The sequence below is a fragment of the Streptomyces sp. NPDC111656 genome (assembly GCF_055656965.1).
In genome coordinates this window covers 57,880-84,028 of the sequence record NZ_JBVKCA010000001.1, presented here as the reverse complement: position 1 = coordinate 84,028, position 26,149 = coordinate 57,880, and the positions used below count along the sequence as shown (strand labels likewise).

General features: G+C 71.6%; 23 protein-coding genes. 11 read left to right on the top strand and 12 right to left on the bottom strand.

Going from position 1 to position 26,149, the window contains the following annotated elements; genetic code table 11:
* Positions 1–68: 68 nt before the first annotated feature.
* Both katG and ACZ7M3_RS00410 read right to left on the bottom strand, forming a co-directional pair.
* Positions 69–2,285: a catalase/peroxidase HPI gene (katG, locus tag ACZ7M3_RS00415; RefSeq protein WP_472059782.1), complete on the bottom strand. Its 2,217-nt coding sequence runs from the start codon at positions 2,283–2,285 to the stop codon at positions 69–71.
* On the bottom strand, positions 2,269–2,529 hold the full coding sequence (locus ACZ7M3_RS00410) for a hypothetical protein (protein WP_472059781.1): 261 nt from the start codon (positions 2,527–2,529) through the stop codon (positions 2,269–2,271). Before ACZ7M3_RS00410 ends, katG begins: the two co-directional genes overlap by 17 nt.
* Before the next feature lie 135 nt (positions 2,530–2,664).
* On the opposite strand from ACZ7M3_RS00410, the gene ACZ7M3_RS00405 reads away from it, so the two are divergent.
* The 4 genes from ACZ7M3_RS00405 to ppk2 all read left to right on the top strand — a co-directional run bounded on the left by ACZ7M3_RS00405 (position 2,665) and on the right by ppk2 (position 5,561).
* The gene (locus tag ACZ7M3_RS00405) at positions 2,665–3,081 is read left to right on the top strand and encodes a Fur family transcriptional regulator (protein WP_351695584.1); all 417 of its coding nucleotides are present in this window, start codon (positions 2,665–2,667) and stop codon (positions 3,079–3,081) included.
* 163 nt (positions 3,082–3,244) lie between these two features.
* The gene (locus ACZ7M3_RS00400; RefSeq protein WP_472059780.1) at positions 3,245–4,399 is read left to right on the top strand and encodes an inorganic phosphate transporter; all 1,155 of its coding nucleotides are present in this window, start codon (positions 3,245–3,247) and stop codon (positions 4,397–4,399) included.
* A 19-nt stretch (positions 4,400–4,418) separates the two neighbouring features.
* Positions 4,419–4,655 (top strand): hypothetical protein, encoded by a 237-nt coding sequence (locus tag ACZ7M3_RS00395; RefSeq protein ID WP_099924002.1) that lies wholly within the window; start codon positions 4,419–4,421, stop codon positions 4,653–4,655.
* Between the two features lie 21 nt (positions 4,656–4,676).
* On the top strand, positions 4,677–5,561 hold the full coding sequence (ppk2, locus tag ACZ7M3_RS00390; protein WP_472059779.1) for a polyphosphate kinase 2: 885 nt from the start codon (positions 4,677–4,679) through the stop codon (positions 5,559–5,561).
* A gap of 17 nt (positions 5,562–5,578) precedes the next feature.
* Here ppk2 and ACZ7M3_RS00385 read toward each other — a convergent pair whose 3' ends face one another.
* On the bottom strand, positions 5,579–5,938 hold the full coding sequence (locus tag ACZ7M3_RS00385; protein WP_351311892.1) for an ArsR/SmtB family transcription factor: 360 nt from the start codon (positions 5,936–5,938) through the stop codon (positions 5,579–5,581).
* A 62-nt stretch (positions 5,939–6,000) separates the two neighbouring features.
* Here ACZ7M3_RS00385 and ACZ7M3_RS00380 point away from each other — a divergent pair, with 62 nt between their 5' ends.
* Positions 6,001–7,173 (top strand): cation diffusion facilitator family transporter, encoded by a 1,173-nt coding sequence (locus tag ACZ7M3_RS00380; RefSeq protein ID WP_472060969.1) that lies wholly within the window; start codon positions 6,001–6,003, stop codon positions 7,171–7,173.
* A gap of 4 nt (positions 7,174–7,177) precedes the next feature.
* Here ACZ7M3_RS00380 and ACZ7M3_RS00375 read toward each other — a convergent pair whose 3' ends face one another.
* Positions 7,178–7,735 carry a YbaK/EbsC family protein gene (locus ACZ7M3_RS00375; RefSeq protein WP_054229044.1) on the bottom strand — a complete coding sequence of 186 codons (558 nt, stop codon included), beginning with the start codon at positions 7,733–7,735 and terminating at the stop codon, positions 7,178–7,180.
* A gap of 43 nt (positions 7,736–7,778) precedes the next feature.
* Positions 7,779–8,351 carry a helix-turn-helix domain-containing protein gene (locus ACZ7M3_RS00370; RefSeq protein ID WP_054229045.1) on the bottom strand — a complete coding sequence of 191 codons (573 nt, stop codon included), beginning with the start codon at positions 8,349–8,351 and terminating at the stop codon, positions 7,779–7,781.
* 107 nt (positions 8,352–8,458) lie between these two features.
* On the opposite strand from ACZ7M3_RS00370, the gene ACZ7M3_RS00365 reads away from it, so the two are divergent.
* On the top strand, positions 8,459–9,325 hold the full coding sequence (locus ACZ7M3_RS00365; RefSeq protein WP_472059778.1) for a DMT family transporter: 867 nt from the start codon (positions 8,459–8,461) through the stop codon (positions 9,323–9,325).
* Positions 9,326–9,341: 16 nt separating this feature from the next.
* On the opposite strand, the gene ACZ7M3_RS00360 is transcribed toward ACZ7M3_RS00365, so the two are convergent.
* Positions 9,342–10,109 (bottom strand): acyltransferase, encoded by a 768-nt coding sequence (locus ACZ7M3_RS00360; RefSeq protein ID WP_472059777.1) that lies wholly within the window; start codon positions 10,107–10,109, stop codon positions 9,342–9,344.
* Positions 10,110–10,236: 127 nt separating this feature from the next.
* Here ACZ7M3_RS00360 and ACZ7M3_RS00355 point away from each other — a divergent pair, with 127 nt between their 5' ends.
* Positions 10,237–10,767 (top strand): gamma carbonic anhydrase family protein, encoded by a 531-nt coding sequence (locus tag ACZ7M3_RS00355; RefSeq protein ID WP_355306322.1) that lies wholly within the window; start codon positions 10,237–10,239, stop codon positions 10,765–10,767.
* A gap of 101 nt (positions 10,768–10,868) precedes the next feature.
* Here the strand turns inward: ACZ7M3_RS00355 and ACZ7M3_RS00350 are convergent, their stop codons facing one another.
* The 4 genes from ACZ7M3_RS00350 to ACZ7M3_RS00335 all read right to left on the bottom strand — a co-directional run bounded on the left by ACZ7M3_RS00350 (position 10,869) and on the right by ACZ7M3_RS00335 (position 17,813).
* Positions 10,869–11,519 carry a DedA family protein gene (locus tag ACZ7M3_RS00350; RefSeq protein ID WP_095855938.1) on the bottom strand — a complete coding sequence of 217 codons (651 nt, stop codon included), beginning with the start codon at positions 11,517–11,519 and terminating at the stop codon, positions 10,869–10,871.
* Between the two features lie 74 nt (positions 11,520–11,593).
* Complete coding sequence (locus ACZ7M3_RS00345) at positions 11,594–13,186, bottom strand: carboxylesterase/lipase family protein (protein ID WP_472059776.1); 1,593 nt, start codon at positions 13,184–13,186, stop codon at positions 11,594–11,596.
* Positions 13,187–13,215: 29 nt separating this feature from the next.
* Positions 13,216–15,687: a beta-glucosidase gene (locus ACZ7M3_RS00340; RefSeq protein WP_472059775.1), complete on the bottom strand. Its 2,472-nt coding sequence runs from the start codon at positions 15,685–15,687 to the stop codon at positions 13,216–13,218.
* Between the two features lie 281 nt (positions 15,688–15,968).
* Positions 15,969–17,813, bottom strand: coding sequence for a TIGR03767 family metallophosphoesterase (locus ACZ7M3_RS00335; protein ID WP_472059774.1), 1,845 nt, complete (start codon positions 17,811–17,813; stop codon positions 15,969–15,971).
* Positions 17,814–18,280: 467 nt separating this feature from the next.
* On the opposite strand from ACZ7M3_RS00335, the gene ACZ7M3_RS00330 reads away from it, so the two are divergent.
* Both ACZ7M3_RS00330 and ACZ7M3_RS00325 read left to right on the top strand, forming a co-directional pair.
* Positions 18,281–20,668, top strand: coding sequence for a beta-galactosidase (locus ACZ7M3_RS00330; protein ID WP_472059773.1), 2,388 nt, complete (start codon positions 18,281–18,283; stop codon positions 20,666–20,668).
* Positions 20,669–21,013: 345 nt separating this feature from the next.
* On the top strand, positions 21,014–22,096 hold the full coding sequence (locus ACZ7M3_RS00325) for a LacI family DNA-binding transcriptional regulator (protein WP_450426134.1): 1,083 nt from the start codon (positions 21,014–21,016) through the stop codon (positions 22,094–22,096).
* A 144-nt stretch (positions 22,097–22,240) separates the two neighbouring features.
* Here the strand turns inward: ACZ7M3_RS00325 and ACZ7M3_RS00320 are convergent, their stop codons facing one another.
* Positions 22,241–22,693 carry a DUF4442 domain-containing protein gene (locus ACZ7M3_RS00320; RefSeq protein ID WP_351311911.1) on the bottom strand — a complete coding sequence of 151 codons (453 nt, stop codon included), beginning with the start codon at positions 22,691–22,693 and terminating at the stop codon, positions 22,241–22,243.
* Positions 22,694–22,861: 168 nt separating this feature from the next.
* Between ACZ7M3_RS00320 and ACZ7M3_RS00315 the strand changes: the two genes are divergently transcribed.
* Both ACZ7M3_RS00315 and ACZ7M3_RS00310 read left to right on the top strand, forming a co-directional pair.
* Entirely contained in the window at positions 22,862–23,899 is a 1,038-nt protein-coding gene (locus tag ACZ7M3_RS00315; protein WP_472059772.1) for a DUF8017 domain-containing protein, read from the top strand.
* A 95-nt stretch (positions 23,900–23,994) separates the two neighbouring features.
* A complete protein-coding gene (locus ACZ7M3_RS00310) occupies positions 23,995–25,308 on the top strand; it encodes an MFS transporter (protein WP_472060967.1) in 1,314 nt (437 codons plus the stop codon).
* Here the strand turns inward: ACZ7M3_RS00310 and ACZ7M3_RS00305 are convergent.
* A complete protein-coding gene (locus ACZ7M3_RS00305) occupies positions 25,270–26,115 on the bottom strand; it encodes a spermidine synthase (RefSeq protein WP_472059771.1) in 846 nt (281 codons plus the stop codon). The genes ACZ7M3_RS00310 and ACZ7M3_RS00305 overlap by 39 nt on opposite strands.
* Between the last annotated feature and the right edge of the window lie 34 nt (positions 26,116–26,149).

Genomic DNA, 26,149 nt, shown 5'->3' with positions numbered 1-26,149 from the left:
AAAAAAGACGTCCAGGCCGGCCGCTACGGGCCGGCCTGGACGTCCTGACCTGGATGATCAAACGAGGATCAGACGAGGTCGAACCGGTCGAGGTTCATGACCTTGTCCCACGCCGCGACGAAGTCCTTCACGAACTTCGCCTTGGCGTCGTCGCCCGCGTAGACCTCGGCGAGCGCGCGCAGCTCGGAGTTCGAGCCGAAGACGAGGTCGGCACGGGTGCCGGTCCACTTGACCTCGCCGGTGGCGTCGTCGCGGGCCTCGAAGGTGGTCGCGTCCTCGGAGGTCGGCGTCCACGTCGTGCCCAGGTCGAGCAGGTTGACGAAGAAGTCGTTGGTGAGCGTTCCGGGGGTCGCGGTGAGGACACCGTGCGCCGACTGCTGGTGGTTGGCGCCCAGGACGCGCAGGCCACCGACGAGGACCGTCAGCTCGGGAGCGCTGAGGGTCAGCAGGTTCGCGCGGTCCAGCAGCAGGTACTCGGCCGGGAGGCGGTTGCCCTTGCCGAGGTAGTTGCGGAACCCGTCGGCGGCCGGCTCCAGCGCGGCGAAGGACTCCGCGTCGGTGTGCTCGTCCGTCGCGTCGACGCGGCCCGGGGTGAAGGACACCTCGACGTCGTGACCGGCGTCCTTGGCGGCCTTCTCGACGGCGGCGCTGCCGCCGAGCACGATCAGGTCGGCCAGGGAGACCTTCTTGGCGCCGGTGTTGAACTCCCGCTGGATGCCCTCCAGCGTGCGCAGCACCGCCGCGAGCTGGTCGGGGTCGTTGGCCTGCCAGCCGCGCTGCGGCTCCAGGCGGATGCGCGCGCCGTTGGCGCCGCCGCGCTTGTCGCTGCCGCGGAACGTCGAGGCCGACGCCCAGGCGGTGGAGACCAGCTGCGGGACGGTCAGGCCCGAGTCGAGGATCTTCGCCTTGAGGGCGGTGACGTCGTCGGCGCCGATGGCCTCGCCCTCCGCCTCCGGCAGCGGGTCCTGCCACAGCAGGGTCTCCGCCGGGACCTCCGAGCCGAGGTAGAGCGACTTCGGGCCCATGTCACGGTGGGTCAGCTTGTACCAGGCACGGGCGAAGGCGTCCGCGAACTCCGCGGGGTTCTCGTGGAAGCGGCGGGAGATCGGCTCGTAGATCGGGTCGACGCGCAGCGAGAGGTCGGTGGTGAGCATCGTGGGCAGACGCTTCTTCGACGGGTCGTGCGCGTCGGGGACGGTCGCCTCGGCGTCCTTCGCCACCCACTGGTTGGCGCCGGCGGGGCTCTGGGTCAGCTCCCACTCGTAGCCGAAGAGGTTGTCGAAGAAGCCGTTGCTCCACTGGGTGGGCGTGGTGGTCCAGGTGACCTCCAGGCCGGAGGTGATGGCGTCCGCGCCCTTGCCGGTGCCGTACGTGCTCTTCCAGCCCAGGCCCTGTGCCTCGATCGGGGCGGCCTCGGGGTCGGCGCCGACGCTCTCCGCCGGGCCCGCGCCGTGGGTCTTGCCGAAGGTGTGACCGCCCGCGATCAGGGCGACCGTCTCCTCGTCGTTCATCGCCATGCGGCGGAACGTCTCACGAATGTCGCGGGCCGCGGCGATCGGGTCCGGGTTGCCGTTGGGGCCCTCGGGGTTGACGTAGATGAGGCCCATCTGGACGGCGCCGAGCGGGCTCTCCAGCTCGCGGTCGCCGGTGTAGCGCTGGTCGTCGAGCCAGGTGGTCTCGGGGCCCCAGTACACGTCCTCCTCGGACTCCCAGACGTCCGCGCGGCCGCCGGCGAAGCCGAAGGTCTCGAAGCCCATCTGCTCCAGGGCGACGTTGCCGGTGAGGATCATGAGGTCGGCCCAGGAGAGGCTCTGGCCGTACTTCTTCTTCACCGGCCACAGCAGGCGGCGGGCCTTGTCGAGGTTGCCGTTGTCCGGCCAGCTGTTGAGGGGCGCGAAGCGCTGCTGGCCGGCGCCGGCGCCGCCGCGGCCGTCGCTGATGCGGTAGGTGCCCGCGCTGTGCCAGGCCATCCGGATCATGAACGGGCCGTAGTTGCCGAAGTCGGCCGGCCACCAGTCCTGCGAGGTGGTCAGCACCTCGGCGATGTCCTGCTTCACGGCAGCGAGGTCGAGGGTCTTGAACGCCTCGGCGTAGTCGAACTCCTCACCGAGGGGGTTCGCCACGGCGGGGTTCTTGGCCAGGATCTTCAGGTTGAGCCGCTCCGGCCACCACTGGCGGTTTCCGCCGCCCTGGGTCGGATGCGCGGCGCGCCCGTGCGCGACGGGGCAGCCACCTGCGCCCTCCGACTTCGCATCGGTGACGATTGCATCATGGTTCTCGGACATGGGAATCCTTCCGGACGGGGCGGATCACTGTGCTCAGGAACTGCGGGCGGTGGAACAGTCGGTCGAAACAGTCGAAACAGCCGGGGCGCTGCCCCCAGGGGACGTCGTCGACGACACCGTACGACCGGCGCATGACGTAGTGGTGGCAGTCGCCGACGCGTCGCTCGAACCGGGTCGGGCTGCCGGGCTCCGGGGTGCGCTCGCGACCGAAGTGGGCGAGCTCCACCCGTCTTCTGAACGTCACGTGCCTTTCCCTGCTGTTGTCCGGTCCCTTGGCTGTCGCCAGAACCGATCCTACGATGGACTCAGTCCAAGTCAATACGAGAACCAGACCCGTACGGATTCATTCGTCGGACGATGCATGATGAGGCTGGTGAGCATGAGTGACCTGCTCGAACGACTTCGCGGACGCGGCTGGCGGATGACCGCCCAGCGCCGGGTGGTCGCCGAGGTACTCGACGGCGAGCACGTGCACCTCACCGCGGACGAGGTGCTCGCACGCGCCACCGCCCGGTTGCCGGAGATCTCCCGCGCGACCGTCTACAACACCCTCGGCGAGCTCGTTTCGCTCGGCGAGGTGATCGAGGTGGCCACCGACGGCCGCGCCAAGCGCTACGACCCGAACGCCCACCACCCCCACCAGCACCTGGTGTGCTCGGGCTGCGGCGCCGTCCGGGACGTCCATCCCCACGGCGACCCCCTGTCCGATCTGCCCGCCTCCGAGCGGTTCGGCTTCACCGTCTCCGATGTCGAGGTGACCTACCGGGGCCTGTGCCCCGACTGCGGCCGCGCTTAGGACGGGTATCGCGCAAACGACGAGTTTCAGCCACCGCACACCGACCGGCCCCTGAGCCGACCGCGTCCAGGCCCGATCCCCCGTACCGTCACCTTCACTCCGGCTCACACCGCCTTCGCCTCCGGTTCGCCCGGCGTACGCCTGCGCTCGCTTCCATGAGGGGATGGACCACATCACGTTCCTCGTGGCGGTCGTCATCGTCACGGCGTTGGCCTTCGATTTCACCAACGGATTCCACGACACGGCGAACGCGATGGCCACGTCCATCGCCACCGGGGCACTCAAGCCGAGAACAGCGGTCCTCATCAGCGGCGTCCTGAACGTCGGCGGAGCATTCCTGTCCACCGAGGTCGCGAAGACCATCTCGGGCGGCATCGTGGACGACACCCTGGTCACCCCAGGGATGATCTTCGCGGGCCTGGTCGGGGCGATTCTCTGGAATCTGCTGACCTGGCTGCTCGGGCTGCCCTCCAGTTCCTCGCACGCCCTGTTCGGCGGACTGATCGGGGCGGTGTGGGTCGGCGCGGGCGAGCACGGCGTGCACTTCGACAAGGTGGTCGAGAAGGTGCTGATCCCGGCCGTGGCCTCGCCGATCGTGGCGGGCGTGGCCGCGCTGCTGGCCACCTACCTCGCGTACAAGATCACCGCACGGGCTCGCCAGGACTCGGTGACCAAGGGCTTCCGGCTCGGCCAGATCGCCTCGGCCTCGCTCGTCTCCCTGGCGCACGGCACGAACGACGCCCAGAAGACGATGGGCGTCATCACGCTGACGCTCATCTCGGCGGGGGCGCTGGGGCACGACGCCGGTCCCCCGGTGTGGGTGATCGCGTCCGCCGGTCTCGCCATCGGACTGGGCACCTACCTCGGCGGCTGGCGGATCATCCGCACGATGGGCAAGGGGCTCACCGACATCCAGTCGCCCCAGGGCTTCGCGGCCGAGGCCGCCGCCACCACCGTGATCCTCACCTCCGCCCACCTGGGGTTCGCGCTCTCCACCACGCAGGTCTGCTCCGGCGGCATCCTCGGTGCCGGCCTGGGCAGGCGACTGGCCGAGGTCCGCTGGGGCACGGCGGGCCGCATGGTGATCGCCTGGCTGGTCACGCTGCCCGCCGCCGCGCTGGTCGGCGGGGTCTCGGCGAGCGTGGTGAAGCACGGCGGCACCTTCGGCACTGTGGTGATCGCCCTGTGCGCCGCCGCGGTCGCCGCGTTCATCGTGCTCGCCTCGCGCCGCAACCCGGTGCGTGCGGACAATGTGAACGACGCCCACGAGGTCACCGTCCGTGCCGCTGTGCCGACGACCGTCGGCACCGTCGCCTGAGCCAAGGGGAAGTCGTAGGATGCATGTGGACTGGACCGCACTCGGCGAGGTCACTGCGGTGAGCATCGCCGTCACTGTCGGAGTGGTGGTCGTCTTCGCGCTCGGCGTGCTGGGCGTCTCCCAGGTCGAGGCGGCACGCGAGAAGGACGCCGGCGGCACCCACGCCCTCGGCTTCGCACAGGCCGGACTGTGTTTCCTGGCCTGCGCGGCGGTCGTCGCGTACGGAATTTACCTGATCGTGCCGCAGTTCCACTGAAATGAAGCCGGGGAGGCCGCGATGACGCCATTGCTGACGGGTTTGACCGTCGATTACAGCGACCACGACGACCCGGTACTGATCCGGTCGGACGGCAGTCCGGTGGAGACCTGGCGTGAGAACTACCCGTACCACGAGCGCATGGAGCGCAAGGAGTACGAGTGGCACAAACGCCTCCAGCAGATAGAACTGCTGAAGCTGCAGAGTTGGATCAAGGCGACCGGCCGCCGCCTGGTCATCGCCTTCGAGGGGCGTGACGCGGCCGGCAAGGGCGGCACGATCAAGCGGTTCACCGAGCATCTCAATCCGCGCGGTGCCCGGGTGGTGGCGCTAGAGAAGCCGACCGAGCGCGAGCGCGGCCAGTGGTACTTCCAGCGGTACGCGGAGCATCTGCCGACCGCGGGCGAGATCGTGATGTTCGACCGGTCCTGGTACAACCGGGCCGGTGTCGAGCGGGTGATGGGCTTCTGCACGGACGACGAGTACCGCCGCTTCATGCGGCAGGCGCCCGCCTTCGAACGGATGCTCGTCGACGACGGGGTGGACCTGATCAAGTTCTGGTTCTCCGTGTCGCAGGGCGAGCAGCGCACGCGTTTCACGATCCGCCAGGTCGATCCCGTACGACAGTGGAAGCTCAGCCCCATGGACCTGGCCTCCTTGGACCGCTGGGACGACTACACCGCCGCCAAGGTCGCCATGTTCCGCGATACGGACACCGAACAGGCTCCCTGGACCGTGGTGAAGAGCAACGACAAGAAGCGGGCGCGTGTCGAGGCGATGCGCAGCGTCCTGGCCCGCTTCTCCTACACGGACAAGGACGAGGAGGTCGTCGGCAGCCCGGACCCGAGCATCGTGGGCGCGGCGGCGAACCTGCTGGAGGCGGGCGAGGACGACACCGGCCACTGAGCGCGGCGGGGGTTCCCTCAGTCGTGCGGCGGGCGGTCGGTGAGGCGGTGGTCGGCGAGGTTCAGCGCCTCGTCGACCACGCGGCGCAGATGGCCGTCGCCGAGTGAGTAGATGACCCGGCGGCCTTCCTTCCGGGTGTTCACGAGACCGGCGAGACGCAGCCGGGCCAGATGCTGGCTGACGGCCGGGCGCGCGGCCCCGCACGCCTCGGTGAGCGTCGTGACATCGGCCTCTTGGCCGGTCAGCGCGTGCAGGAGGGCGAGCCGGGTGCGGTCGCCCAGGAGGGCGAGGAGTTCGGCGGCGAGCGCGAACTGTTCCTCGCCGGGGGTTCGCGGATGCGCATCATGCGCAGGTGATAGGTGCATGCGTGCGCTCATACGCACATAATGGTCCCATGGGCGCCGACACGTCCACTCCCGCGCACCGGAAGGGGACCCCCGTGAGCGACCGGCACCACGAGCACGGCCACGGCCACGACGACAGCGGCGGTCACGGCCACTCCCACGATCACGGCACGCCCCACGGCCATGACCACGGTCACGGCCACAGCCACGGCCGCTCGGGGCACGACCACCCGCAGCCCCCTCCCCATCCGCATCCCCACACACACCCCCACAGCACCTCGTCCGGGCCCCTCTCCCGTCTCCGTCACCTCCTCACTCCCCACTCCCACGAGACCGGCGACAAGCTCGACTCCGCGCTGGAGTCCTCGGCGCGCGGTATGCGAGCCCTGTGGGTGTCCCTCGTCGTCCTCGGTACCACCGCCGTGGCGCAGGCGGTCGTGGTCGTGGTCTCCGGATCGGTCGCGCTGCTCGGCGACACGGTGCACAACGCCGCCGACGCGCTCACGGCCGTCCCCCTCGGCATCGCGTTCGTGCTGGGCCGGCGCGCGGCGACGCGTCGCTTCACCTACGGCTACGGCCGGGCGGAGGATCTCGCGGGCATCGTGATCGTGCTGACGATCGCCGCGTCCGGTGCCTTCGCGGCCTGGACCGCGGTCGAGCGGCTGGTCGACCCGCGCCCCCTGCACCACATCCCGGTCGTCGCGGCGGCCGCGCTGATCGGCTTCCTCGGCAACGAGTGGGTCGCCCGGCACCGCATCCGGGTCGGGCGTGAGATCGGCTCGGCCGCCCTCGTCGCGGACGGCCTCCATGCCCGTACGGACGGATTCACGTCACTGGCGGTGCTGGTGGGGGCGGGCGGCGCGGCACTGGGGTGGCAACTCGCCGACCCGCTGGTGGGCCTGGCGATCACGGCCGGGATCCTGCTGGTGCTGCGCGACGCCGCCCGCGAGGTCTTCCGGCGTGTGATGGACGCCGTGGACCCGGAGTTGGTCGACTCGGCCGAACGGGCCCTGCGGGAGGTCCCCGGCGTGCACGGGGTGGGTGAGCTGCGGCTGCGCTGGATCGGACACCGGCTGCGCGCCGAGGTGGCGGTCGTGGTGGACGGCGAGGCGAGTGTGCGACAGGCGCACCGGATCGCCGTCGAGGCCGAACACGCCCTGCTGCACGCCGTACCGAAGCTCACCGCGGCCCTCGTACACGCCGATCCGGCCCCCGCGCCGGGCGAGACGGACCCGCACCTGGCGCTGGCGCATCACATGGTCGCCTGACCGGTCAGGCGATGCCCAGCCCCTCCAGCACCACCGCGTTCGGCAGTTCGGCGAACGCCTTGCCCGGTACCAGCAGCTTGCCGCGCCGCCGGCCACTGCCCACCAGGACGTACGGCAGCTCGACGACCGCCGAGTCCACCAGCACCGGCCAGTCGCCCGGCAGCCCGATCGGGGTGATACCGCCGTACTCCATGCCGCTCTCGCCGGTGGCGGTGTCCATCGGGGCGAACGAGGCCTTGCGGGCGCCGAGTTGGCGGCGGACGACGCCGTTGACGTCGACGCGGGTGGCGGAGAGGACCACGCAGGCGGCGAGTGTGGTCTCGCCGCCGCGCTTGCCCGCGACGACCACGCAGTTGGCGGACTGGTCCAGCAGCTCCTTGCCGTAGTGCTCGACGAAGGTCGCGGTGTCGGCCCACTCGGGGTCCGTGTCGACGTACACGATCTGGTCGGCGGGGACGGTGCCGCGCCAGTGGCGTACACCGTCCGCGACCGGGCGGGTGAGCTCGTCGAGGCAGTCGGGGGCGGCCGTGGCGTGGTCGAAGTGTCCGATGGGAGCGCGCATGACGGCACGCTAACAGCCGCTCCGGTCCGCCCGGTGGGGTGTCTCAGTGCACGAGCGGGACCGACACCGCCATGACCATCTCCACCGGCACGTCGCCCTTGTTGGCGTACGTATGGGGGGTGTTGGCCTCGAAGGACACGCTCGCGCCCTCGGGGACGCGGTAGTCGGTCCCGTCGACGACGAGAGTGAGGTCGCCCGCCATGACATGGACGAGTTCGACCGTCCCTGTGGGGTGCGGGTCGGAGGGGCTGCCGTCGCCCGGCATGAGCCGCCAGTCCCACATCTCCAGCGGTCCGGGCGCCTCGGTACCGGCGAGGAGGCGGTTGTAACTGCCCGCGTCCGTGTGCCACAGCCGTACGGCCTGCTCGGCCGGGACGATCCTGACCTTGGGGCCCTGCTCGTAGTCGAGGAGGGTCGTGATGCTGACGCCGAGCGCGTCACCGATCTTCACGACGGTACCGATGCTGGGGTTGGTCCTGGCCTGCTCGATCTGGATGAGCATGCCGCGGCTGACTCCGGCGCGTCCGGCCAGCACGTCCAGGGTGAAACCTCGCTCGGTACGCCAGCGCTTGACGTTGCGCGCCAGCGACTGGGTCAGCAGGTCGAGATCCGACACATTCCGTCCATGAGTATGCGTCCAATATTTTAGATTACAGAGTTCAATAGAATGAACTATGCTGTGGTGCACCTGATCGTTCACTGAACTGTACTGCGAGGGGCCCGATGACTGCACCGACAGCGCTCTTCGCCCTGGCCACCAGCCTCCTGTGGGGCCTGGCCGACTTCGGCGGAGGGCTGCTGACCCGGCGTACGCCCGCGCTCACCGTGGTCGTCGTCTCGCAGTCGATCGCGGCGGCGGTACTGGGCGCCATCGTGCTCGCGACCGGCGGCTGGAGCGCGGCAGGACCGCAACTGTGGTTCGCGTTCGCCGCGGGGCTCGTGGGACCGGTCGCGCTGCTCTCCTTCTACAAGGCACTCGCTCTGGGCCCGATGGGCGTCGTCTCCCCACTCGGCTCCCTGGCCGTGGCCGTCCCCATCACCGTGGGACTCTTCCTCGGCGAACGCCCCGGGCTGACGCAGGTGGCGGGCATCGCGGTCGCCGTCGTGGGCGTCGTACTCGCCGGCGGGCCCCAGTGGAGAGGCGCCCCCGTGCAGCGGCAGGCGGTTCTTCTCACACTGATCGCCGCGCTCGGCTTCGGCACGGTGTTCGTACTGATCGCGGAGGCGTCCTCGTCGGTGACCGGGCTGTTCCTCGCGCTGTTCGTGCAGCGCCTGACCAACGTCGCCACCGGTGGCGCGGCACTCCTCGTCTCCGTGCGGCGCGGCGGCGCCGCCCTTCCCGAGGGTGGCTTCCCCTGGCCCTCCCTGCCCGCGCTCGCCTTCGTCGGCCTCGCGGACGTCGCGGCGAACGGCACCTACTCCGTCGCCGCCCAGCACGGCCCGGTCACGGTGGCCGCCGTCCTCGCCTCGCTCTATCCGGTGGTCACGGCCCTCGCCGCACGGGGCTTCCTCAGCGAACGGCTGCGCGGAATCCAGGCGGCGGGCGCGGGCCTGGCACTGGTCGGCACGATCCTGCTGGCCACCGGCTGATCAGTACCGATCGGCTTCAGGACGACTCGGCGTCCAGCTCCGCCAGCCGCCCCACGGCCTCCTCGTCCAGCTCCGACAGCGCGAGCAGTTGCTCCGGGGTCACCCCGTCGGGAATCGGGACCGGCGCGGGCGTCCGCAGCGGCGGCTGCCAGCCGTCGACCGCGTCCCAGCGTCGTACGACCCGGGCGGGAGCCCCCGCCACGACCGCGTGGTCCGGCACCGCGCCGCGCACCACCGCGCCGGCCGCCACCACGACGTTCCGCCCGATCCGCGCCCCCGGCAGGATCACCGCCCCGGTGCCGATCCAGCAGCCGGATCCGATCTCCACCGGCTCCATCCGGGGCCACTGCTTGCCGATGGGCACGTGCGGATCGTCGTACGAGTGGTTCGTGGACGTCACATACACATACGGGCCGAAGTAGCAGTCGCTGCCGATCGTGACCGTCGTGTCGGCGATGACGTGGCTGCCGCGGCCGAGCACGACACCGTCGCCGACACGCAGGATCGGGTCGGCGCCGAGGTCGAGGTCGGGCATCAGGCCGGCGGTGAGGGTGACCTGTTCACCGACGATGCAGTGGGCGCCGAGGTGGATCCAGGGTTCGCCGAAGACGGTGCCGAGCGGGAAGGCGAGTCTCGTACCCGTTCCCATCGCGCCGAAGCGCAGCCGCCCCGGGTGCTCGGCCGTCACCGAACCCGTGCGCTGCACCCAGGCCCAGCACGCGTGGACGGCGCGCTGCGCGAGGCGGCGCCGCCATGATGAGAACACGTTCCTGTTGCTGGGCACCCGCTCACCGTACTCAGGGCGGCCTGGGCCCAGCAGGGATCACCGCTGTGATCTTCGCCCCACCGGGGCCGGGCGCGATGGCATACGGTGCCGCTGTATCGCCGCCGACGACAACGAGGAGACGCTGATGACGCAGCAGGCGCTGATCATGGGGATCGGCGGCAAGGACCCGCAGGTGGACCCGGAGGCTTTCACGGCACCGACGTCCGTGGTGATCGGGGACGTCACCCTGCACGCGGGCGCGAGCGTCTGGTACGGCGCGGTACTGCGCGCCGACTTCGGTCCGATCGTCATCGGCGCCGACAGCAACGTCCAGGACAACTGCACCCTTCACGTCGACCCCGGCTTCCCGATCACGGTCGGCGAGCGCGTCTCGGTCGGCCACAACGCCGTGCTGCACGGCGCGACGGTCGAGGACGACTGCCTGATAGGCATGGGCGCCACAGTCCTCAACGGCGCGGTGATCGGCGCCGGTTCCCTGGTGGCGGCCCAGGCCCTGGTCCCCCAGGGGATGCAGGTCCCGCCGGGCTCCCTGGTGGCCGGAGTTCCCGCCAAGGTCAAGCGCCCGCTGACGGAGGAGGAACGCCAGGGCCTCACCCTGAACGGCACCTTCTACGTGGACCTGGCAAAGACGCACAAGGAAGCACACGGGAGCTGAAGCGCCCCTTCAGGGGCGCGCGGCTGTGTTCACCATGCGGCGGCTCGGCCGCATGGGCGCGCCCAGCCACGTACAGCCTGCAGACACACGCCGACGGGAACCTACTCGGCAGCCGCCACCGGCTCCCGCTCCCCCGTCTCGATCTCCGCCGCCGCCTTCTTCGCCTTGCGCTTCACGATCAGCATCGAGGCGAGCCCGATGAGCACGGCCACCACGAGCCCGACCCACGAGAACCGCTTCAGCCAGGACTCGGCGACGACACCCACGTAGTAGATGACCGCGGTGGTGCCCCCGGCCCAGATGATCCCGCCCAGCACATTGGCGATCAGGAACTTCCAGTACGGCATCTTCAGCACACCCGCGAGCGGCCCGGCGAAGATCCGCAGCAGTGCGATGAACCGGCCGAAGAAGACGGCCCACATGCCCCACTTCTGGAAGGACCGCTCGGCGGTCGCGACGTGCCCCTCGCTGAAGTGCCTGGGGAACTTCGCTCCCAGCCAGGCCAGCAGGGGGCGCCCGCCCTTGCGGCCGATGGCGTAGCCGATGGAGTCGCCGACGATCGCGCCGATGCTGGCGCACGCCCCGAGGATGACGGGGTTGATGCCCGAGTGCTGCGAGGACAGCAGCGCCGCCGAGACCAGGATGATCTCACCGGGCAACGGGATGCCCAGGCTCTCCAGGCCGATGACCAGGGCCACCAGCGCATAGATGCTGACCGCGGGCACCGTCTCGAGCCAATGCTGGACGTCCAACGCCGGTTCCTCCCGAATCGCACACTTCCCGGCGTGCGCCCGCGACGACGAGCACACGCCGGGAAGCCTACCGCTCAGCCTCGCGCGGCGGCGTCCCACAGGTCGCACCGATGCTCTCGGTGGACGGTCGTGCTCACGATGTTCCCGCCTCGGGAGGCGGTCCGCAGCGAGATCACAGGACCGGCTCCGCCGGGCATCGGGGGCTGCCCGTCGGCACGCGGTACCCCCTCCCTGACGAAGGACCCCCAGTACTGGACCATCTGCCGCGACAGCACCCGGTGCTCCGCGTTCAGCGGGGTGATGAGCCCGAAGTGCTTGAAGAGGTACTGCACCTCGTTCACATGCGTCGCCCCGAAGTCGAAGCCCGTACGGAGATCGCGCAGCGAGGCGAACGGCGGCGAGGTGCGGTCGGCGAACTCGTACGCGTACACGGGCCCGCGCCCGGCGAGCACCCCGTCGAGCCGCAGCGCCGGACACGCCATGAGGTAGTCACCGAAGGCGGTGGCGTAGGCGAGGGTCGGCGACCCGTAGCCGTCGAGCGGATAGCGCTCGAGCACCCGTTCGCCCAGATCGGCGCCCCAGGCGTCCTTCACGACCGCCGGGTACCGCTCGGCGGTGAGCGGGGTGCCGGCATGGTCGAACCGGGCGAACGCGAACAGCCGCCCCTCGTCCTCGTTCGCCCCGTTCAGCACGGGGACCCGGGCCGCGGCCCCTTTCGCGTACGCCTCGAAGGGCTGTACCGGCAGGAAGGCGCCGCCCACGACGGGCCCCCAGTCGAATCCGCCCTGCGCGGCGAGGATCTCCGCGGACGACTTGCCGCGCAGACACGCCGCCGACAGATCGGCGCAGCCCACCTTCCGCGCGAAGGCCGCGCCGGCGGCCACGGCCGCCTCGTGGGTGCGCGCCGCGCAGTTCCCGTACGCGCCGCTCTCGACGATCCCCGCCCGGTACAGGCCCTTCGAGGTCGGCGAGGCCAGCTGGGTGCAGACCGAGCGGCCGCCCGCCGACTCGCCCGCGACGGTGACGCGGCGGGGATCACCGCCGAAGCGGCCGATGTCGGCGCGCACCCAGCGCAGTGCCGCCTGTTGGTCGAGCATGCCGAAGTTGCCCGAGACCCCGTCGCGTGCCTCGCCGTCGAGTCCGGCCGTGGCGAGGAATCCCATGGCGCCGAGGCGGTAGTTGACGGTCACGACGACCGTGCCGGTCTGCCGGGCGAAGGTGTCGGGCACGATGTCCTCGCCCGCGCCCGCGGTGAGCCCGCCGCCGTGCAGCCAGACCATCACCGGCCGGTTTCCGGCGCCTTCGGGGACGTACACGTTGAGGTCGAGGCAGTCCTCGGTGTGGCTGGGCCGCTCGTAGCCGGGGTCCCAACTGGCCGTCTGCACGCACCGGTTGCCGAAGTCCCGCGCGGTGCGCACACCGCGCCAGGGTGCGACCGGCTCCGGGTCCTTCCAGCGGAGAGCGCCGACGGGCGGCTGTGCGTACGGGATGCCGAGGAACTGGCGTCCCTCGGCGGTGACTTCGCCCCGGACCAGCCCGGCGGCGGTGCGCACGACGGTCGGGTCCTGCACGGCGTGCGCCGGTGCCGGGGCGACGTCGGCCGGAGCCGGAGTCGGGGCGGCGAGCACGGCGGCGAGGAGCGCCGCCCCCACCAGCAGCGTGCGCATACGGCCGGATCGGACAGTCTGCCCTCTGGTCACGCGCCCACCTCCACGCTTCCCCGCAGCCGCAGGTCCCGCGACGACGACCCCACCCACACCGCGCGCCGCCCGGTGCCGAGGACCCAGTCGTGCCGCCCCGCGTCCCAGGACGACAGTGTGCGCGGGTCGAGGCGCACCGTCACCCGTCGCCGCTCCCCCGCCCGCAGCGTCAGCCGCCGGTACCCGGCCAGCACCCGTACGGCCTGGTCGAGCCGGAGATCGGGGGACGGCCCCAGGTAGACCTGCGCCACCTCGACACCGTCGCGCCGCCCGGTGTTGCGCACGGTGAAGCCGACCTCTCTCCCCCGGACCCGCAGATCCTCGTACGCGAACGAGGTGTACGAGAGTCCGTGCCCGAAGGGGAACAGCGGGCGCACGCCCTGCGCGTCGTACCAGCGGTAGCCGACGTGGATCCCCTCCGAGTACTCCTCGGTGCCGTTCACGCCGGGATAGCGGCGCGGGTCGCCGGCGACCGGGTGGTGCGCGTCGTCGACCGCGAAGGACTGAGTGAGCCGGCCGCCGGGATCGCAGTCGCCGAACAGGACGGCGGCGGTGGCGGCCGCGCCCTCCTGGCCCGGGTAGTACATCTGGAGCACGGCGGCCGTGCCGTCCAGCCAGGGCATCGAGGTCGAGCAAGAGGTGTTGAGGACGACGGCCGTCCTGGGGTTGGCCGCGGCGACGGCCTTGATCAGCCGCTCCTGGTTGCCGGGCAGCGCGAGGGTGCCACGGTCCAGACCCTCGGTGGCGTCCTCGTAGGCGAACAGGACGACGCTGTGGGCGGCGCGCGCGGCGTCGACCGCCTCGGCGACGTCCTGCGCGCGGGTCGCGCCGGTGATGCGCCGCAGCCGGAACAGCTGTCCCGTGTCGGCGCCCTGGGCGGTGATGGAGACCTGGTGCGCGCCCCGGGAGAGGTTCAGGGCCTTGCGGCGTACGGCGAGTCCGTCGGGCGCCGCGGAGACCAGACCGCCGCTGAAGTACTCGCCGTAGCCGGGCAGCGGCGGGAACAGCTCGACCCCGTCGACGAGCACCGTGGGCCGAATGCCGGAGTAGTGGATGACGAAGGTCCACTCGTCGGCGTCCGCGACGGTGAGCGTCCCCGTGTACGTCCAGGCCCCTCCGGCGGCGACACTCTGGCCCTCGGTGTCGATGCCGGCGGTCAGCGCCCCGTCGGGGATCGCCTTGCCGAAGAGGTCCTCACCGAGCGCGTACGACACCCGGGCGCCGCCTCCCGCGCGGGAGCGGATGGCGTCGAGCGGACTGTCGGCGTGATCCGGGACGACGTGCGCGCTGCCGCCGCCGCTGATGAACGGCAGGGAGCCGGTGGGGCCGATGACGGCGATGCTGCGGGCGGCGGCGCCGGTCAGGGGCAGTGCGTGTCGCTTGTTGCGCAGGAGCGTCGCGCCCGCCTTGGCGACCTCCAGGGCGACGGCCGCGCCCGCCTTCGGGTCGCGGGCGGGACGGGGCGGGACGCTGCCGTCGAGCAGCCCGAAGCGGTCCATCACCGCGAGGACGCGGCGTACGGCCCGGTCGACGTAGGACTCGGCCACGGCTCCGCTCTGCACGGCCGTCTTCAGGGCGGCCCCGAAGTACGTCCCGTCCGGCATCTCCATGTCGAGGCCCGCGGTGAGGGCGGTGACGGTGCTGTGGGCCGCGAACCAGTCGGTCATCACCCAGCCGCCGAAGCCCCACCGCTCGCGCAGGATGTCGGTGAGGAGCGTCTTGTTCTCGCAGGCGAAGGTGCCGTTGACCTTGTTGTACGCGCCCATGACCGCGCCGGTGCGGGCGGCGACGGCCGCCTCGAAGCCGCGCAGTTCGACCTCGTGCATGGTCTGCTCGTCGACCCGCACGTCGATGGACATGCGGTCCTGCTCCTGGTTGTTCAGCGCGAAGTGCTTGACGGTCGCGATGAGGCCCTCGCCCTGGATGCCGCGGATCTCGGCCGCGACCAGGTCACCGGCGAGCAGCGGGTCCTCGCTGAAGGTCTCGAAGTTGCGGCCCGCGTACGGGGTGCGGATGAGGTTGACCATCGGGGAGAGCAGCACGTCCTGGCCCAGGGCACGGCCCTCGCGCCCGATGACCTGCCCGTAGCGGCGGGCCAGGCCGGGGTCGAAGGCGGAGGCGAGGAGCACCGGGGCGGGCAGGGCGGTGGCGTGCCGGGTGACACGGACTCCGGCGGGGCCGTCGGCGAGGCGGAGCGGAGGGATGCCGAGGCGGGGTACTCCGGGTATGTACCCGGCCTGGCCGAGCGAGGCGGGGTCGGTGGCGCCGTGCAGCAGGGAGATCTTCTCGTCAAGAGTGAGTTTGACCATCAGACCCTCTACGCGAGGGCCGGCGCCGGATCTGGACTCCGCCCGGGCGAGCGGAACGGGGCCGGTGGCGGTGGTGGCCGCCGCGGCGACCGCGATGGCGCCGCCCAGCAGACGCAGGGTCGAACGCCGGGAAAACCCTTGGGAAGCAGCGTGGGACATGAGCCGTCACTCCTTCGGTGCGCGGGCACGTCGTCGTGAACCGCGGGTACGCGCGCCGACGACAACGGCCGCGTTCGGCCCTTGAACACACCAGGCATCAGGCCGGACGTGACACGCCGTCACACAGCACGGGTACGGCGCGAAAACTATGACTGCCGGTGACTCGTGTCAATGAAATGAACAAGAACCGCCGACACCCCGACAACAACCGAAGAAACCACAGCAGGGACCGCAGCAGAGACCGCAGTACGGACCGCAGTAGGGACCGCGGCGAGGGTGGGTTATGCCGACGCCGGGCCTCCCCTCACCACCAGTTCCGCGTTGCGGTCCCCGGCACCGCCCGCCCAGCCCTCCTGGACGCCGCCCTTCATGCTCTCGGCGAGGCCGGGAGCGTTGTAGGCCACTTCCCGGTACAGGGAGGCGAGTCCCACGGCCGACAGGTCGTCGAAGTCCCGGGCGGTGCGGTGCGGCGCGGCGGACTCGACGAGAGTGGTGAACAGGGACACCGTGCCGTCCCCGTTGTCGGTCAGCTCGATCAGCCGGGCGTGGTGCGGATAGTCCACGTGGGAGGCGGTGTTGACCTCCCAGAAGGAGCGGGCGGGCGTCGCGTGCGCGTGCGGCGTGATCCGGTTGACGTGACTGTGCCCGTTGATCCAGGCCACCACGTTCGGGAACCGGCTGAGCAGGGCGATGACCTCCGCTCCGTCGTGGCGCGGCTCGTCCGTGCGGGCGGCGTCGGGACGGCGGGTCATGCTGGGGCTGTGGTGGTGGCTGAAGACCAGGATGTGGGCGTCGTCGGCCCCGGTGTTGCGGACGAGCCGGCCGTCCGCGTCGTAGGACCGGGAGCTGTGCGCGGCCAGGGTCCTTTCCAGCCAGCGGAGTTGGTCGCTGCCGAGTGAACCCTCGTAGTGGCCGCTGCGGTACGTCGTGTCGATGCTGATGCCGAGGACGTTCTCGGCCACCTTGAAGGAGTAGTACATCCGCTCGCCGTCCAGGTTGTCCTGGGTGTAGCCGTGGCCGACCGGACCGGCACCGGCGTGGGCGGGGTCGAGATGCGCGGCCAGATAATCGTGCGGGGTGCACAGCCGACGCCGCTCGTCGGCGGTCACGGTCCGCGCCGAGGCCGCGTTCCTGGTCAGGATCGCCTTGAGCACCTTGCTCTTCGGATCGTCGCCCGACCCGAGCGCCTTGGCGTAGGCGGCCGCGTCCGCGGCGGACACCGACAGCAGTTTGCGGGACCCGACGGCGAAGTCGTTCAACGCGGGCGACAGACAACCGCCGGGCAGATCGTCGTGGTTGCCGACCGTGGAGTACCAGGGGATGCGCAACCCCGGGCTGGTGATCGGGCGGGTGGCCGCGGCGAGGAAGCCGGGGATCAGGGGCAGTCCGCGCCGCTTGTCGAGGTCGCGCAGGTGGGGGTCCCCGGGGTGCCAGTACAGGGGGAGACCGGAGTTCTGGGCGCCTTCGTACACCCGCGGGTCACCGGTGTTCGGCGTGATCCGGCCACCGCTCATCACGGTCAGGAACCACTCCAGCTCGATCGCGGAGTTGTTGTCGACGTTGTCGCCCGTGGTCATCACGAAGGCGGGGCGCAGCCTGGTGTTCGGTCCTCCGCCGAGCGCGTTCACCTGCTCGACGAGCGCGACCGCCCCTGCCACCGTCAGCGCCTCCTGCGCCCGCCACGACGAGGCCCCGCGCGAGCGCAGGAACTCGGTGCGCAGCGGGTTCTGCACGTCGGCGAGATGGAGGTCGGTGAACTGTACGAAGCACGCGAGCGGGGTACGTCGGCCCTGGCGCCCGGCACCAGGCGTGGCGAGCTCCTTGCGGACGACCAGGGGCCAGCCGGGGCCCGAGACCATCCGTCGGTAGGTGCCGGCGTGGGCGCTGCCGCCGAGGCGGGCCGTCGTCTCCAGGGTGGTCAGGGCGTACGGCGCCGCCCGCGGGGCGCTGCGGGGCGACGGCTGGGCGACGGTCCGTGCGGCGGGCTCGACCGCGGGGTATTCGCGCTGGCGCGGCAGGAGCGCCCCCGCACTGGTTCCGGCGACGCCGGCCGCTGCTGTGGCGCCCGAGACGAGCAGAAATCGACGACGGTTGACGGCGGCGGATACAGGTTCGGTTCCGGCCATGGGGTGACCCTCCGGTGCCTCCGAGCGATTTACTTGCTGGAACCACTCAGCCAGGCCGCGGGGACACGGGCGTGGCGTCGCCGTGAACGCCTCCGGAACAGGCGGAACGCCACTTGGCCCCGGTGTTTCCGAGGGCGTCGCCCGGCCCGGTTGAGGTCCGACGCGACGCGGACCAGGGCCTTCCGGGGCCGTTCCGCCATCGGCCCCAAAGTCCCTTGACGCACGTGATGTTACCGATAACATCACTGAGTCTGGGAACGCTCCCAGCCCGAAGCCCAGGCTCGAGAACGAGAACGAGAACGAGAACGAGAACGAGAACGGGGCCGGGGCCGGGAGACGAGTGACCGCACCCCACCGCGCCCGCACTGCACTCGCACCGCGCCACGGCACTCGCACTCGCACTCGCACCCACTCCCACACCCCGCCGAAACCGACGCCCGCCCCCAACCCGGACCGGAGAAGTCCCGATGCCGCATCTCCTGCGCGTCCCCGCGCCCCCCGCACCGCCCCTGACCGGCCATCTCCCCTTCACCGACGCCCCGGGGGCGCCCGACCCCATCGAGGTGACCAGCCGCTACCTCACGCGCGGCGGCCGCCCCTGGTTCCCGGTCTCCGGCGAGTTCCACTACGCGCGCTACCCGGCCCGGGACTGGGAGGAGGAGCTGCTGAAGATGAAGGCGGGCGGGGTCACCGTCGTCGCCAGTTACGTCATCTGGATCCACCACGAGGAGATCGAGGGCCGCGTCCGCTTCGACGGCGACCGCGATCTGCGGCGCTTCGCCGAGTTGTGCGCCCGGCACGGCCTGGACTTCATCCCGCGCATCGGCCCCTGGTGCCACGCGGAGGTCCGCAACGGCGGCTTCCCGGACTGGCTGCTCGCCCGCACCCGCGCGCCCCGCACCGACGACCCCGCCTATCTGGAGCCCGTACGCGGCTGGTTCACGGCGATCGCGCACCAGCTGCGCGGGCTGGACCGGGCGCACGGCGGTCCGATCGTCGCGATCCAGATCGAGAACGAGCTCTACGACCAGCCCGGCCACCTCCTCACTCTGAAGCGGATGGCCCAGGAGGCGGGCCTGAGTGCGCCGCTGTGGACGTCCACGGCGTGGGGCGGGGTCCGACTGCCGTCCGACGAACTGCTCCCGCTGTATGGCGGCTACACCGAGACGTTCTGGACGGAGGCGGACGGCGGCTGGCCGGACACCTGCCGCAAGCACTTCTTCTTCACCCATCAGCGGGACGACGAGGGCATCGGCGCCGACCTGCGCCCGACGACCGTACGCGGCGGCGACCCCACGCCCACGGACCGCTTCCCCTGGGCCACCTGCGAGCTCGGCGGCGGCATGGCCGTCGCCTACCACCGCAGGCCGCGCGTCGAGCCCGACGACATCGGCGCGCTCGGCCTCACCAAGATCGGCTGCGGTTCGGTCTGGCAGGGCTACTACATGTTCCACGGCGGCACGAACCCGGCGGGTGAACTCACCACGCTCCAGGAGTCCCACGCCACCGGCTACCCCAACGACCTGCCCGTGCTCACCTACGACTTCCAGGCGCCGCTGGGCGAGTACGGTCAGGTCCGGCCCTCGTACCACGCGCTGCGTCTCCAGCACCTGCTGCTGGCCGACTTCGGCGACCTGATCGCCCCCATGGAGTCCGTCCTGCCCGAGCGGCAGCCCGCCTCCCAGTCCGACCGGGACACCCTGCGCTGGGCCGTGCGCGGCGACGGCGCCTCCGGCTTCCTGTTCGTCAACAACCACCAGCCGCACGAACCGCTGCCGGCCCACCCGGGCACCACCTTCACGGTCGACTTCCCCGACGCTCCCGCCCTGACGTTGCCCAGCGCCCCGGTCACCGTCCCGACCGGCGCGTACTTCTGCTGGCCGCTGCGTCTGAACGTCGCCGGTCTACGGCTCGACTGGGCCACCGCCCAGCCCGTGTGCCGGGTCCAGGACGACGGGCGTACGGTCCTGGTGCTGGCCGCCACCGACGGCATTCCGGTCGAACTCGCCCTGGACGCGGGCACGGTCGCGTCCGTCGACACGCCCTCCGGCGAGGTCACCGAGGCCGACGACCGGTTCCTGATCACCGGTCTGCGCCCGGGCACCGACGCCTTGGTCCAGGTGAAGACCGCGGACGGCGACGACATCGGCCTGCTCGTCCTCGACGCCGACAGCGCGCGCACCGCCTACCGGGGCACGGCCTGGGGCGCCGAGCGGCTGGTGCTCTGCCCGGACGGGGTCGTCTTCGACCAGGACGCACTTCGCGTGCACAGCTCGGCTACACGGCCCTCCTTCGCCGTACTCCCCGCGCCGGCAAGGGTGTTGACGGTGGCCGGCACTCCGCTGTCGACGACGGCCGACGGCCCGTTCACCCGTTGCACGATCGCCGAAGGGGTCGACGCCGAGGACACCGCGCTCGCCGCCACCCTGGTGCGCCCCGCGGGACCGCCGCCCGCGCTCACGACGGGCCCGTTGGGGCGGGCCAGCGCCCCGACGGACGAGCACTTCACGACCTCCGCGGCCGAGTACCGCGTGGAGGTCCCGGACGAGCTGCTGCGTGAACCGTCCGGCACGCTCCTGCGCTTTCACTGGACGGGCGACGTGGGGCGCGCGTACGTCGGGGACACCCTCGTCGCCGATCAGTTCTTCTCCGGCCGCCTCTGGGACCTCGGTCTCGACCGGCTCCCCTCCGAAGCCCTGCGCGCCCATGGCCTGACGCTGCGGCTGCTGCCCCGGGCCGCCGGCGCTCCGGTGTACGTGCCCGAGCAGGCGGGCGACGTCACGGGACGGGCGGCCGTGTGGCGCGTCGAGTGGGTGACCACCCGCGCCTGGGAGATCACGGCGGACAGGGCGTAGGTCCTGTCGTCACATTCCCGTCGTCCGCCCGGAGGGCGGGCCTCGCGGCGTCATGGGGGTCCCCCCTGCTCGAGCGGAGTCGAGAGCTTGGGGGAGCGTGCTCTCGGCGTGCCGGGCACAGGCCCTCGTACTGGATGTACTTGGGTCTGTGCCCGGTGCGGCGAAGGGGGTCCCTCCCTGTTCGAGCGAAGCCGAGAACTTGGGGGCGCGTGCATGGCGTCGCGAGGCAGACGGGAATGTGACGACAGGGCCTGGAGGCGGCCGACGCGGCAGGCGGGCCTATCCTGTGGGCCTGCCGGGCGGATCGGGACAGACCGCCGCCGAGACGTCGGAGGATGCGCCCCCATGACCCGAGGTGCCACGGACGGCGCCGTCCCCCACGGAACCGAGGGGCCCAAGGGACGCAGCCGGCGCAGCTTCGCGGGGGCGCGCCCGGTGATGGACGACGTGGCCCGTCTGGCCGGTGTCTCGAAACAGACGGTCTCCCGGGTGCTCAACGACAGTCCCGCGGTGCGGCCCGAGACCCGGGAGGCGGTCGTGGCTGCCATGCGCGCACTCGGCTACCGGCCGAGCCGCAGCGCGCGTTCCCTGGCCAGTGGCAGGACGCGGATGCTCGGGGTGATCTCGTTCGACGCGGCGCGCTACGGGCCCGCCTCCATCCTGACCGCGATCAACTCGGCCGCCCAGGAAGCCGGTTACCTGGTCAGTTCCATCGCGCTCGACACGGCCGACCGGGACACCCTGGTGCGCGCCGTGCACACGCTGTCGGCCGAGGGGGCGGACGGCCTGCTCGCCATCGCACCGCAGCGCTGGGTGGGCAGGGCCCTGGCGGAGGCGGCGCTCGACGTCCCCCTGATGGTCCTGGAGAACGACCTCGGGGACGACGCCTCCTACGTCACCGCGGACTCCCGCGACGGGGCGCGGCAGGCCACCGAGCACCTGCTGAAGCTCGGCCACGGCACGGTTCACCACATCGCGGGCCCCACGGGCTGGCTGTCCGCCGAGCGCCGCCTGGAAGCGTGGCGGGACACCCTTCGGGCGGCGGGGGCCGAGGTCCCCGAGCCGCTCATCGGCGACTGGAGCGCGGACTCCGGGTACGCGCTGGGCCGCCGGCTGGCCGCGCGCGCCGAGGTCACGGCGGTGTTCGCCTCCAACGACCAGATGGCGCTCGGCGTGCTGCGCGCCCTGCACGAGGCCGGGCGGCACGTTCCGGACGACGTCAGCGTCGTCGGCTACGACGACATCCCCGAGGCCGCCCACATGCTGCCCCCGCTGACGACCGTGCGTACCGACTTCGCCGCGACGGGCCGACGTTCGCTTCAGCTGCTGCTGGCGCGCATCGACGGTTCGACGAAGCCCCGGATCGATCACATCGAGCCGGTCCGGCTCGTCGTACGCCGCAGCACGGGCCCCGCGCGGCGGGGGTGATGACTCGCGGGCGGTGACGCGCCGGGAAACGCCGGGCGGGCCCGCCCGGCGCCAGGGGGTGGCGTTCGGATCACCCCGGGTCCGCGGCGATCCGAACGACGTCTCCCGGACCGAGCGGACCCGCCGCCGTTCCGTTCGCTCGGCTCAGCCGTTCGGCCGCAGGGTCCAGACGACCGTCATCTCGCCCGTGACGGCGCCGTCCGCGCGCTGGATGGCGATGTCCACGGGGAACTCGGGGCGCTGACCCGCGTCGAGCTCGGCGACGACCTCCGCGGCCGGGCGGCCGAGGGTCGCGGTGGCCGTCACGGGGCCCATCGCGAGCTTCTTGTACGCGATCTCGGCGCTGACCGCGAGCGGCACGGCGCGCGACAGCTGCTCCCCGAACGCGGCGAGGACGATCGCCCCGCTCGCCGACTCGCCGAGGGTGAACATCGCTCCGGCGTGCGGCCCGCCGACGTGGTTGTGGTAGTCACTCTGGTCCGGCAGGGCCACCACGGCCTTGTCCGGCGTGGTCTCCACGAACTCGAGGTTCAGTGTCCGGGCCATCGGCACCGTGGCGGCGAGCATCTCGCCGATCGTCATCTGGTCTGCGCTCATGCCCGCATGTTACCCACGAGTAGATAATCTTGACAGGCCCCCCACCGGTCGATCTCCGTCGCCGCGTGTGAAGAAATCGAAAAAGTGCGCCCCCGATTCCTGACCGGTACATGGCTGACGAGCTCCGGTGACCGAAACGTGTCACAGGCGCCACTAGGGTTGTGGCCCATGTGGCCAGGACAGCAGCCGCCCGGGGGCGAGCAGAACCCGCAGGACCAGAACCCGTACCAGCAGCCGGGTTACCAGCAGCCGAATCCGTATCAGCAGCCCGGATACCAGCAGACGGGGTACCCGCAGCAGGGGCAGCAGCCGGCCCCCTACGGACCCCAGCCGGGGCAGCCCCAGTGGGGAACGCCGGCCCCCGGGGGCGCGCCCCAGCCGCCGGGCGGTGGCGGAAACAGGACCAAGGTCATCGCCATCACGGCGGCCACCGCCGTGGTCGTGACCGCCGGTGTGACGGGCTTCCTCGTCCTGGGCGGCGGCAAGAAGGACGACAACGCGGGCAAGGACGCCTCCACATCGCCCAGCGCGTCCGCCACCACGTCCCCCAGCGCGAGCGGAAGCGGTGACAACCCGCGCGGCACCGACGAGGAGAAGCCGACGATCGCGGGCTGGAAGGTCGTCATCAACCCCAAATGGGGCACCGCCTTCGACGTCCCCCCGGACTGGAACGTCCGTACGCCCGGCACGTTCATCGGCTTCGACGACGAGCAGAAGGGTGACGGCTCCGCATACATCGGCATGTCCGCGCCCGCTTTCCTCAAGGAGAAGTGGTGCACGTCCGACGACGACAAGGACGGCCGCACGGACGACACGGCGCTGGCCGCGGCCGGCACCAAGGGGGAGAGCGGCGCCAAGAACACCGACATCATCGCCCGCGGCGACTCGGCCGCCTGGGCCTTCGGCGGCTACACGGACCAGGCGAAGGCCTCGGAGAAGCTGCTGAAGATCGGCAAGCCCCAGCCGTACACGACGGCTTCGGGCATCAAGGGCAGCGTCGCGACGTCGTACACGGTCGGTGTCCCCAAGAAGGGCAAGTGCGACTCCGACGGCACGGCGACCTCGTTCGGCTTCAAGAACTCGGCGGGCGACTTCGTTTCCTGGTCGTTCTACGGCGCGAAGGGTGTCAGTGACGAGGTCCCGGACGCGACCGTGCGGAAGATCCTCAGCACCGTACGGCTGCACGGTACCCCGACGCATTCCTGAGCCCACGCCGTACGGGGGCGGGCTGCCGGACGGTGCCCGGTCCTCGCGTCGACGGTTTGGCAAGCGGGGACCGCGGCAGCGATAGTCGGCCGGTGATCTCCACCGCCGACGCCTCCCACCGCTCCCGCCGCCCCTCCTGGGCGGGCCGCAACTACACCCTGCTCACCGCCGCCGCGGTCGTCACCAACCTGGGCAGCCAGGGCGCACTGATCGCCTCGGCGTTCGCGGTGCTGGAGGCGGGCGGCGACGGGGGTGACGTGGGGCTGGTGGCGGCGGCTCGGACGCTGCCCCTGGTGCTCTTCCTGCTGATCGGCGGAGCGGTCGCGGACCGGCTGCCTCGCCATCGGGTGATGGTCGCGGCCAACGCCCTGAACTGCGTCTCACAGGCGGTGTTCGCGCTCCTCGTCCTCGCCGGTGACGCGCGGCTGTGGCAGATGATGCTGCTGTCCGCGCTCGGCGGCACCGGGCAGGCGTTCTTCAGCCCGGCGGCCGAGGGCATGCTGATGTCCTCGGTGAGCGGGGAGCAGGCGAGCCGCGCCTTCGCCATGTTCCGGATGGCGATGCAGGGCGCCGGCCTGGGCGGCGCGGCCCTGGGCGGGGCGATGGTGGCCGTGGTCGGGCCCGGCTGGGTGCTCGCCGTGGACGCGGTGGCGTTCGCGGTCGCCGGGGCACTGCGGTCGTTCCTCGACGTGAGTCACATACCGCCGCGCGAGCCCGGCGGCGGGCTGCTGTCCGATCTGCGCGAGGGCTGGCGGGAGTTCGTCGGACGGCCGTGGCTGTGGACGATCGTCGCCCAGTTCTCCGTGGTGGTCGCGGTCGTCGGCGCCGCCGACGCGGTCTACGGTCCGCTGGTCGCCCGGGACAGCCTCGGCGGGCCGGGGCCATGGGGGCTCGCGCTCGGCGCGTTCGGTGCCGGAACCGTCGGCGGCGCACTGCTGATGACCCGCTGGAAGCCGCGCCGCCTGCTGCTCGCGGGCACCCTCTGCGTCTTCCCGCTCGCCGCCCCGGCCGCAGCGCTCGCCGTGCCGGTCCCGGTGGGTCCGCTGTGTGCCGTGATGTTCGTCAGCGGTGCGGCGATCGAGGTCTTCGGGGTGTCGTGGATGACCGCGCTGCACCAGGAGATCCCCGAGGACAAGCTCTCCCGCGTCTCGGCGTACGACTGGTTCGGCTCGATCGCGATGGTCCCGCTGGCCACCGCCCTGGCGGGCCCGGCGGAACAGGCCCTCGGGCGTACGGCCGCCCTGTGGGGCTGTTCGGCGCTGGTCGTCGTGGTCACGGCAGCGGTGCTGTGCGTGCCGGACGTGCGGAATCTGACCCGGCGGACCAAGGCGGTGGCCCACGGGTCAGCGGTGGCGGAGTTCGAGCTCCGGTCAGCCGATGCTGAAGGCACCGCCGGGCGGCTCGGGTGAGGGAACCGCGTCCTCGTCACGCACGGGTGCGGCGAAGCCGATGAACTCCCGCAGCGCCGCGCCGCTTTCGACGCGCGCCGGAAAGGCGTCGGCGGCCGTGCGGCGGGCGAGGACGGCCGTGTCGAGCGGGCGGTGGGAGGCCACGAGCACCGCGTTGCCGAAGCGCCGGCCACGCAGCACACCGGGTTCGGCGATCAGGGACAGCTCCTCGAACACGGTCGCGAACGTGGCGAGTTGAGAGCGCAGGAAGGCGAAGGGCGCGGCGTCGGCGAGGTTGGCCAGATAGACGCCGTCCTCGCGCAGCACGCGCGCGGCGGCGCGCGCGTACGCCGTGGACGTCAGGTGCGCCGGGACGCGCGCGCCGCCGAAGACGTCCGCGATCACGATGTCGGCGGAGGCGGGCTCGGCGGATTCGAGCCAGCCCCGCGCGTCCGCGCCGTGCAGCGTGATGCCCGCGTCCTCGGGCACGGGCAGGTACTCGCGGACCAGGTCCAGCAGACCCAGATCGGCCTCCACCACGTCCTGCCGTGAGCCGGGGCGGGTCGCGGCCACATAGCGGGGCAGCGTCAGGGCTCCGCCGCCGAGGTGGAGCACGTCCAGGGGCCGGCCCGGCGCCACGACCGTGTCCAGGACGTGCCCGAGCCGTCGGGCGTACTCGAACTCCAGATGGGTCGGCTCGTCCAGATCGACGTACGACTGCGGTGCGGCGTCGACCGTGAGCAGCCAGGCCCGCTTCCGGTCCACGTCCGGCATCAGCTTGGCGGTTCCGTGGTCCACGGTGCGTGTCACGGGTATCGGCTCGTCCACAGGTCCATTGTGCCGCCCCTTCAGGAGCGTGGTC